Source organism: Petrocella sp. FN5 (genome assembly GCF_029210395.1).
GTDB lineage: Bacteria > Bacillota > Clostridia > Lachnospirales > Vallitaleaceae > Petrocella.
In genome coordinates, this window is sequence record NZ_JARGDP010000089.1 from 1 (window position 1) to 9,181 (window position 9,181).

General features: G+C 38.6%; 10 protein-coding genes and 1 riboswitch. Of the genes, 9 read left to right on the top strand and 1 reads right to left on the bottom strand.

What is annotated here, in order from left to right; translation table 11 throughout:
- The first annotated feature begins 320 nt into the window (after nt 1-320).
- The 3 genes from P0N36_RS13605 to P0N36_RS13615 are packed head-to-tail and all read left to right on the top strand — an operon-like array spanning nt 321 to nt 1,856.
- On the top strand, nt 321-995 hold the full coding sequence (locus P0N36_RS13605; protein WP_275843404.1) for a uracil-DNA glycosylase: 675 nt from the start codon (nt 321-323) through the stop codon (nt 993-995).
- Between the two features lie 57 nt (nt 996-1,052).
- Nucleotides 1,053-1,511, top strand: coding sequence for a hypothetical protein (locus P0N36_RS13610; RefSeq protein WP_275843405.1), 459 nt, complete (start codon nt 1,053-1,055; stop codon nt 1,509-1,511).
- On the top strand, nt 1,512-1,856 hold the full coding sequence (locus P0N36_RS13615; RefSeq protein ID WP_330684034.1) for a uracil-DNA glycosylase family protein: 345 nt from the start codon (nt 1,512-1,514) through the stop codon (nt 1,854-1,856).
- On the opposite strand, the gene P0N36_RS13620 is transcribed toward P0N36_RS13615, so the two are convergent.
- The gene (locus tag P0N36_RS13620; protein ID WP_275843406.1) at nt 1,851-2,237 is read right to left on the bottom strand and encodes a hypothetical protein; all 387 of its coding nucleotides are present in this window, start codon (nt 2,235-2,237) and stop codon (nt 1,851-1,853) included. The two genes, P0N36_RS13615 and P0N36_RS13620, sit on opposite strands and share 6 nt — an antisense overlap.
- A 173-nt stretch (nt 2,238-2,410) precedes the next feature.
- Nucleotides 2,411-2,517: riboswitch (TPP riboswitch) on the top strand.
- A 115-nt stretch (nt 2,518-2,632) separates the two neighbouring features.
- On the opposite strand from P0N36_RS13620, the gene thiW reads away from it, so the two are divergent.
- The 6 genes from thiW (at nt 2,633) to dinB (ending at nt 9,162) form a co-directional block, all read left to right on the top strand.
- On the top strand, nt 2,633-3,160 hold the full coding sequence (thiW, locus tag P0N36_RS13625; protein ID WP_275843407.1) for an energy coupling factor transporter S component ThiW: 528 nt from the start codon (nt 2,633-2,635) through the stop codon (nt 3,158-3,160).
- Nucleotides 3,157-3,924 (top strand): bifunctional hydroxymethylpyrimidine kinase/phosphomethylpyrimidine kinase, encoded by a 768-nt coding sequence (gene thiD, locus P0N36_RS13630; protein ID WP_275843408.1) that lies wholly within the window; start codon nt 3,157-3,159, stop codon nt 3,922-3,924. Before thiW ends, thiD begins: the two co-directional genes overlap by 4 nt.
- Entirely contained in the window at nt 3,908-5,290 is a 1,383-nt protein-coding gene (gene thiE, locus P0N36_RS13635; protein WP_275843409.1) for a thiamine phosphate synthase, read from the top strand. The genes thiD and thiE overlap by 17 nt, the downstream gene beginning before the upstream one ends.
- A 9-nt stretch (nt 5,291-5,299) precedes the next feature.
- Entirely contained in the window at nt 5,300-6,586 is a 1,287-nt protein-coding gene (thiC, locus tag P0N36_RS13640; RefSeq protein WP_275843410.1) for a phosphomethylpyrimidine synthase ThiC, read from the top strand.
- A gap of 230 nt (nt 6,587-6,816) precedes the next feature.
- The gene (locus P0N36_RS13645) at nt 6,817-7,887 is read left to right on the top strand and encodes a branched-chain amino acid aminotransferase (RefSeq protein WP_275843411.1); all 1,071 of its coding nucleotides are present in this window, start codon (nt 6,817-6,819) and stop codon (nt 7,885-7,887) included.
- A gap of 90 nt (nt 7,888-7,977) precedes the next feature.
- Nucleotides 7,978-9,162, top strand: a complete 1,185-nt coding sequence (gene dinB, locus P0N36_RS13650; protein WP_275843412.1) for a DNA polymerase IV — start codon at nt 7,978-7,980, stop codon at nt 9,160-9,162.
- Nucleotides 9,163-9,181: the final 19 nt, after the last annotated feature.

Sequence of the window (9,181 nt, forward strand, 5' to 3'; positions counted from 1 at the left end):
CGTATCAAGGAAGGTCGTTTGTAATGTAGTCATGGAAGGGTTTTTAGCCGGGGAATTTAGATATACTAAAGTCTAGTAGCCACAATCCTAAATGGACTGGCTTTTTAAGCATATGAATTTAATGGAAAAGGTACAATGAATTTTAAAACTATGGTAAGATGGTTTTCATAGAACTCATAATATCTCATTAGGATTTCTCTATCCTTACTTTTCCGACAGTAAACTAACGCGACCATCGAATGGTCTAATAATGCTAAGAAGTCATTTTTATGGTATTATTATTCTAAGATGCACTACAGAAAAAAATATGGAGTGAAATTATGCAAATCTTACAAAAAGACTGGCTTGAAGTCCTAGGAAATGAATTTGATAAAGATTACTATAAGCATTTAGAAACCTTTGTGAACAAAGAATACAACACGAAAACGGTTTATCCACCAAGAGAAGACATTTATAACGCGCTAAACTATACTTCCCTAAAACATGTCAAGGTTTTATTAGTGGGTCAAGACCCTTATTTTAATGAAAACCAGGCACACGGCTTAAGTTTTTCAGTTTTACCCCATCAGAAGATACCCAAGTCTCTTGTAAATATATACAAAGAGTTACAAGATGATATGGGAATGGACATCCCTAATAATGGTTATTTAAAAAAATGGGCAGATCAAGGCGTACTTTTAATCAATACAGTTCTTACAGTAAGAGCTAAAGAACCAAACTCACATAGTAGTAAAGGCTGGGAAATATTTACCGATGAAATCATTAAAACCGTTAACGAGCAAAATAGACCTATTGTTATATTCTTGTGGGGAAAGCCAGCGCAAAAGAAACGAGAGTTTTTAACGAATCCAGAGCATTTAATATTAGAAGCACCCCACCCTAGCCCATTGTCTGCTTATCGTGGTTTTTTTGGATGCAAGTGCTTTAGTAAATGTAATGAATTTTTGGCAACACATGGCATAGAGCCAATTGATTGGCAGATAGAAAATATATAGCTTATCGGTTATATAGATGTTAATCGTGGAAGGGTTTGACGAGAGGGTGACGATTATATGAATAATTATTTTGTTAGTTTTGAGAATAATGATAGTGCCTTTTTTTATAATGGAAATTTCATTACAGATCGTAATACTGCAATGAATATTATTGAAAAAATAAATAATTTTTATAACAAGATAACAGATGATGAAATAAATGCATTTAATGAGAATGCGAAAAGTGAATGGTTAAAGTCGATGGAAACAAAGCCAGTCTCTATTCAGCAAAAAAGACTTAAAAATGAAGAGTATATAAAAAAATATGATTCTGCATACTGTTCATTATCGCTTCAAGAGATTGAAAATTTATACGAAAATGAAAAAATGTTTGAAGCAGAACTCATTGACATGAGGGAAATCAGATATCCATTAATTGTTACATTTTACAAATCTGAAAAACCTGTTTATATAGGTGTTAATTCGTTAAAATTAGATAAGTATGTCTCAGATAAAAGAGATCAATTTGAATTCTAGATGAATACCATATGTACTGTAAGAGCCGGTGCACCTTCATCTCATAAGCATCTGGGATGGGAAAGGTTTACTGATCGGGTCATAGAAGTATTGAATGAACGTGAAGAAGGAATGGTTTTTGTTTTGTGGGGAAACCATGCCATAAAAAAAGAGGCTCTAATTACGAATCCAATACATCGAATTCTAAAGAGCCCCCATCCATCCCCTTTTTCTGCAAGGAAGGGATTTTTTGGTAGTCGACCTTTTAGCAATATTAATAACCATCTCATAAAGATGGGGTATGAGGCTGTGGATTGGTCAGTACATTCCTATTCACAACAGATGAGATTGAACAAGTTATTATAAAGTACCCAAGTACCATATGAATAGTCCTAACATAAAGCTTAGGGATATAAACATGGTAATCACTAAAGATATGCGAACGCGATCCACTTTTCTCTTTAGACGTTGAGCGTTGGCCAATAAGGATATCAAGATAAAAAGAAATGTACAGATAGATAATATAAATGTACCCATTAGAATATCTTGATTCCAAGTACTAGCTGAAACCTTATTATAATGTATGTCTAAAATTGAGTAAATCTGAGGTCTTGCCTGATCAAACATCACGACAATAGCACCGACCATAATCCAGCCTAAAATAGATGCGATTTTTATCCATTTCATCCAAAAATCAGGTCCTTCCCTGTTATCAATGATGTGTTTATCATGTGGCCAATAATTCATAAGATCATCTCCTATAATAAAGCGCACTATTCTTATTCTATCTATATTATCGACCTAAGTAGAATAAAATATTAGCTTTTTCATATGAATAGACCTATAAAATTATAATTAATGACAACCGAGTATTGACGTATACGCATCTTTATGATAATCTTTATCCGTAACTCAATTAAATAGAACGCTAGGGGAGCCGGATATGCTGGCTGAGAGGAAGACCATTGTCTTTGACCCTTGACCTGATTCGGATCATGCCGACGTAGGAAAGCTTAAGTCAAATATAAGGCTATTATACAGGTGAAAATTGTATAATAGTTTTTTCTTTTTTCAAAGACTTCTGAATGTTTTCAAAACTGCATAAACCGAATCATCAAATCATTCACAAGATGGAGGTTATGATGAACAAAGCAAAAAACAACAGATCATTGAAGCTATCAATCTCAGGTATGTTAATAGCTCTAGGGGTTATACTGAGTACCTTTTATATTCCCTTTGGTGTTGCTAAGTGTTTTCCGATTCAACATTTTATTAATGTCATCGGCGCTGTGCTACTTGGACCGGCTTACGCGGTGATTAATGCATTTTTGATTTCATTAATACGCAATATGTTGGGTATGGGTTCTTTGTTGGCTTTTCCGGGAAGTATGATAGGCGCCGCGTTGGCAGGCTTTCTATATCAACGGTTTTCTAACCAAGGTTTTTCTAATCATCGGATGGCTTGTTTAGGTGAAGTCATGGGAACCGGTATCGGAGGGAGTATGATTGCAGCACCAGTGGCAAGTTATCTGATGGGCAATCATGTTGGTCTTTTTTTCTTTATTATACCTTTTGGAATCAGTTCTTTGGTAGGTAGTGTTTTTTCGCTGATTATTCTTGAAGCCACAGATATATTGAAACCAATGAGAAAATGGAAAGAAAAAATATGAAAAATGTACTCACGATTGCCGGATCAGACTCATCTGGTGGCGCAGGTATACAAGGAGATATAAAAACCATAGCATCCTATGGCCATCATGCCTTAACCGCTATAACCGCCATAACCGCTCAAAACACCCAAAAAATTCATCATGTTCAACCTATTGATGTTAGAGAACAACTCTCTGTCATGGATGAAGATTTTGTGATTTCAGCCATCAAAATAGGTATGCTTTATACGGTGGAGAACATTCTTGCTGTAATAAGATGGCTTGAGGATCAAAAGTGTTCCATTGTCCTAGACCCTTTGATGTATGCATCAACGGGAAAACAGCTCATTAGGGAAGAGGCTTTAATAGCCCTCGATAAGTTAATGAGTAAAGTGTCATTAATAACACCCAATCTTTTTGAAGCCCAGAAAATAACCGGTATCCAGATTAAAAAAGGGATAAATATGGAAATGAGTTGTAAAAAACTCTATCAAATGTATCATACACCGGTTTTATTAAAAGGCGGTCATTTTACTTGGGAAAATCAGGCCATTGATTTTTTCTATGATGGCAATAAGATGGTAACCTTTAGGGAAAAACGCTTGGTGAGTAATTGTACACATGGAACAGGGTGTTGTCTTTCTTCAGCCATAGCCTGTGAGTTAGCATCCGGTAAAGCACTTAATAAAGCTATAAGCGGCGCAAAAAAAACGGTCACAAAGGCCATAAGAGATGGCTATCTTGTGGGTCAAGGCGAGGGGGTTGTTCATGCACTTGGAAACTAAAAAACCGATCATCCATTTTTTGACCAATTATGTCACCATGGCGGACGTGGCCAACATGTGTATAGCATCCGGTGGGCGGCCAATCATGTCCGAAGCCTCAATGGAGTATGAAGAAATCATTCCCAAAGTAGATGGTGTTGTTATTAACATCGGAACGGCAGATCAAATGCGATTTAATAAAATGGATTATGCGCATCAAATAGCGAAGGAACATAATAAAATACTTCTTTTGGACCCAGTTGGATGTAGCGCAAGCCGGTTTCGTATGAACCAATCAATCAAAGCTTTGAAAAACGGTGGGGTATCTATTCTAAAGTGTAATACCCAAGAGGCAAAAGCCTTGCTGAATGAAAAAATCAGTACAACATTTTACGGTGTAGACAGTCAGATAGATGTAGGGGATAAGCACAATGAACTGGCACAAAACCTGTGGAAAAAGTATGAAGTCTTCAACCTTGAATTCATTGTGGTTATTACCGGTGCTACAGATTATGTAGCCTCATCAAAAGGCGTTTGGGCACTTACAGGTGGTAGTGTTTTACAACAACGTATGACAGGTACAGGTTGCATGTTAAACAGTTTGATCATAACACGTGTATGTGCGTCAAGTATGGATCGACATGAAGCCATATTAAAAGCTCTCGATTGCATGAAGCGGAGCAGTCAGATGGCTGCACAAGAGATCGCCCATCAGCAAAGACTAGGACTATACAAGCAACAACTTATGGATGAAGTGGCCAAACGAAATGCACCCATATACCTAATCACTCAAGAGACTGAAAATGAACGGGCATTTAGATCTACATGTTTATCAAAAACGCAATTAGCATTACAATCCGGTGTTGGGTATCTTCAGTACCGTGTGAAACATAAAACTTGGGAAGAAAAACTAAAAGAGAGTCGACAGTTACAAGCCATGGCCAGGAGATATGGTACGACCTTTATAATTAACGACGATGTAGAGTTAGCAAAAGAAATTAGAGCAGATGGTGTTCACCTTGGCATACACGACACCTCCATTCGAGAAGCAAGGCGAAAACTGGGCCCAAATGTCGTTATTGGAGCTACGGCCAAAACCTTAGAACAGGCCCGTTATGCAGCGGATTATGGCGCAGACTATCTTGGTGTTGGGGCACTTTTTTCTTCGCCAACGAAGCAAGACGCTATACCAATGAATCTGCCAACACTACAGTCCATTTATAATCATGTACCTTTGCCTCTATATGGCATTGGTGGTATCACAGCCAATCTTTTATCACAAGAACATACCAGGTACCTAGATGGTGTTGCTATGGTGTCAACCATCTATCAAGAAAAAAAAGAAAACATTGCAAAAAGAATCCATCAAATAAAGAAGAAATTTTAGGAGAAAACGATGCAAACTTATACAACACAAATGAACGCAGCAAAGCAAGGCATTATCACGGATATTATGAGAATAGTAGCTAAAAAAGAAAATATGGATGTCGAAGGTTTAAGAGAAAAAGTCGCAAAAGGAACCCTTGTCATTCCGGCCAACCGTAAGCATTTGTCCATTGATCCTGAAGGTGTTGGTGAAGGGTTAAGGACCAAAATGAATGTGAATCTGGGTATATCAAAGGACTGTAATGATCCGGAAATGGAACTTGAGAAAGTCCGAGTTGCACTGGATATGGGTGTTGAATCCATTATGGACTTAAGTAACTATGGAAAAACCGAGCAGTTTAGAAAAGAACTGATCGAAATGTCCGGTGCCATGATTGGCACGGTGCCGGTATATGATGTTTTTGGTTTTTTTGAAAAAGAGCTTAAAGATGTCCAGCCTGAAGATTTTTTGGCCATGGTACGTAAGCACGGAGAAGATGGTGTGGATTTTGTGACCATTCATGCCGGTATGAACCGTAGGACGTCAGAGACCTTTCTTGAAAACCCACGTCTGATGAACTTGGTTTCACGAGGTGGCTCTTTGATGTTTGCATGGATGCGCCTAACCGGATATGATAATCCCTATTATGAGTATTTTGATGATCTATTGGATATATGTGCAGAATTTGATATAACACTAAGTCTAGGTGATGCTTGTCGACCGGGAGGGTTGGCAGATTCTACAGATGCCAGCCAGATTCAAGAACTAATTACACTTGGAGAACTCACAAAACGTGCGTGGGATAAAGATGTACAGGTCATTATTGAAGGACCGGGTCATATGTCGATGGATGAGATCAAAGCCAATGTTATGCTTGAGAAAAAACTCTGTCATGGCGCACCATTTTATGTGTTAGGTCCTCTGGTGACGGATGTAGCGCCTGGATATGACCATATCACCGGTGCTATAGGTGGTGCGATTGCAGCAGCGGCCGGTGCGGACTTCTTATGCTATGTAACCCCGGCTGAACACTTACGCCTGCCAACAGTTGAAGATATGAAGGAAGGCATCATCGCAACAAAAATTGCAGCTCATGCGGCAGATATCTCTAAGAAAATACCACACGCAAGAGATTGGGACAACCAGATGAGTAAAGCTAGGGTTAATCTGGATTGGAAGTCTATGTTTGATTTGGCCATAGATTCTTCAAAAGCACGGGCTTACCGTGAGCATACAGAACTAGAAGATGAAACAACTTGTTCCATGTGTGGGAAAATGTGTGCCATCTTAAATGTAAAAGAAGCATTGAATGGTTAAAGGGTCAAAATAGTTTTGACGCCTTAACCATTGAATTAAGATAACATTGGAATCAAGCTTTACGATTTTTCTATGTGTATTTCATATACTTTGACCTTGCTTTATTGGAAACACTTTAACAAGTTAAGGCGACAAAAATCTGTTGAATTATTTTGAAGAACTGTTATAATATGGAGTAACGCAATTTCTGCAGTTATTTGTGGAAATAGAAATGGGAAAGGGGCTTATCCATGCTCAATATAAGAATCGAAAAGGCGACAACTTTTAAGGAAAAACCAGACCCCAATCAATTGGGTTTTGGCAATATATTTACAGATCATATGTTTATCATGGATTATGAAGAAGGTAAGGGATGGATCGATCCCAGGATTGTCCCCTATCAAGACGTGGTGCTGGCACCTTCAGCTATGGTATTCCATTACGGTCAGGAGATGTTTGAAGGTTTGAAAGCCTATAGGACAAAAAGTAATGAGATCTTACTTTTTAGACCGGAGATGAATATAAAAAGAACCAATACCACCAATCAACGAATCTGCATACCACAAGTGAATGAAGCGGATGTGTTACAAGCCATAAAAGCGATTGTAGAAATGGATAAAGACTGGGTACCAAGCCTACCGGGAACATCTTTATATATACGTCCATTTATTATTGCGACGGATCCTTTTTTAGGTGTTCGTCCAGCCAATAGATATAAACTGATGATTATTTTATCCCCTGTTGGCGCTTATTACAAAGAAGGTATGAACCCAGTAAAAATATGGGTAGAGACTGAGTATGTAAGAGCAGTTAAAGGTGGCGTAGGTTTTGCAAAAACCGGAGCCAATTATGCGGCCAGCTTAAAAGCACAGATGAAAGCCAAAGAAAAAGGCTATGCTCAAGTACTATGGTTAGATGGCGTAGAGAGAAAATACATTGAAGAAGTAGGCACCATGAATGTTTTCTTCAAAATAGACGGTGAGATAATTACCCCTTCCCTAGAAGGCAGTATATTACCGGGTGTGACGAGAGATTCTGTCATCCAATTGTTAAAAGATTGGAAGATGAAGGTATCTGAGAGAAAAATCTCTATTGATGATTTGTATCTGGCACACGATGACGGCCGTCTTGAAGAGGTCTTCGGTACAGGTACAGCAGCGGTTATTTCACCGGTTGGTCTACTTGACTGGGATGGACGTCAATTGACGGTTAATAACGGAGAAATAGGACCGGTTGCACGTAGATTGTATGATACCATTACCGGCGTTCAATGCGGTGCTATTGAAGATTTATACAATTGGACGGTTAAAGTCAACCAATAGGATAAAGACTATATAAAGCCGCCTTTATAGGCGGTTTTTTAAACCGCTTTATCAGGCGGTTTTATTGTACGATGAAAACAGGTGATAAATATGTGTCCCAAAACCATCTTTCATATCGACATGAATGCCTTTTTTGCTTCTTGTGAACAGGCAAGAAATCCTGAGCTTAAGCAGGTACCCCTTATTGTAGGCGGTGATCCAGAAACAAGACGCGGGATCGTACTTGCAGCTTCCTATGATGCAAAAGCCTATGGTGTCAAAACAACGATGTTGATTCATGAAGCTATGCGACTTTGCCCAAAAGGGAAGGTTATTGCTGCCTCCCATGATCTATATGTGGAGATGTCCCAAAAAGTCATGTCGATTTTTGATGATTATACGCCTATTAAGCAGCAAGTTTCTATTGACGAAGCTTTTCTGGACATGACTGGAACAGAGCATCTCTTTGGAGAGCCCAAAGTGGCAGCAAAGAGAATTCAAGACGACATTCTAAAGCAACTGGACTTACCCTGTTCCGTTGGAATTGCCAACAATAAGCTTCTAGCAAAGATGGCATCGGAGTATAAAAAACCTATGGGCATCACCACACTTTTTGAAGAGGGTTTTCGAGAAAGAATATGGCCACTTGAAGTTGGGGAGCTATATGGAATTGGGAAAAAAACAGTGCCCAAATTAATGGCAATGGGCATTAAGACAATAGGAGATTTGGCTAATGCTAAAGTAAATATACTGGTGGATGCTTTTGGGTATAAGACAGGTATGTATATGCATGAAAGCGCCAATGGTATAGGTACAGATGTGGTGGATGGATCTATGGAACAACCCAAAAGCATCGGAAATGAGATGACCTATTCTAAAGATATTCTGGAGATGGCTTTGATTCGGGAAGAAGTCTTATTGCTGGCAGATCGTGTGGGTTATCGACTTAGAAGAAAAATGCTGAGTGGCAAGACGGTTTCGGTAAAACTAAAATACAGTGATTTTTCAGTGATGACAAGGTCAAAAACTATAGAAGCACCAACCCACCATACTGAAATCATCTATGAAACGGCAATGGCGCTCATCCGGCAGGCATGGACTAAAAAACCCTTGCGTCTACTTGGCGTAACTGTAAGTGGTTTTGAAGCGTCGGACTACCGTCAAGTATCGCTCTTTGATATGGAGATGACAACTGAAAAAGCAGAGGTCGATCATATGTTAGACGAAATACGCAATAAGTATGGCTATAGTAGCATTAAACGAGCTACATTACTAGACAGAAAACCACCAAAATAATACTGAGATTACATGTAGG

Coding starts and splice junctions, on each gene's coding strand:
- P0N36_RS13605 (WP_275843404.1), top strand. CDS start 321: ATGCAAATCTTACAAAAAGACTGGCTTGAAGTCCTAGGAAATGAATTT.
- P0N36_RS13610 (WP_275843405.1), top strand. CDS start 1,053: ATGAATAATTATTTTGTTAGTTTTGAGAATAATGATAGTGCCTTTTTT.
- P0N36_RS13615 (WP_330684034.1), top strand. CDS start 1,512: ATGAATACCATATGTACTGTAAGAGCCGGTGCACCTTCATCTCATAAG.
- P0N36_RS13620 (WP_275843406.1), bottom strand. CDS start 2,237: ATGAATTATTGGCCACATGATAAACACATCATTGATAACAGGGAAGGA.
- thiW (WP_275843407.1), top strand. CDS start 2,633: ATGAACAAAGCAAAAAACAACAGATCATTGAAGCTATCAATCTCAGGT.
- thiD (WP_275843408.1), top strand. CDS start 3,157: ATGAAAAATGTACTCACGATTGCCGGATCAGACTCATCTGGTGGCGCA.
- thiE (WP_275843409.1), top strand. CDS start 3,908: ATGCACTTGGAAACTAAAAAACCGATCATCCATTTTTTGACCAATTAT.
- thiC (WP_275843410.1), top strand. CDS start 5,300: ATGCAAACTTATACAACACAAATGAACGCAGCAAAGCAAGGCATTATC.
- P0N36_RS13645 (WP_275843411.1), top strand. CDS start 6,817: ATGCTCAATATAAGAATCGAAAAGGCGACAACTTTTAAGGAAAAACCA.
- dinB (WP_275843412.1), top strand. CDS start 7,978: ATGTGTCCCAAAACCATCTTTCATATCGACATGAATGCCTTTTTTGCT.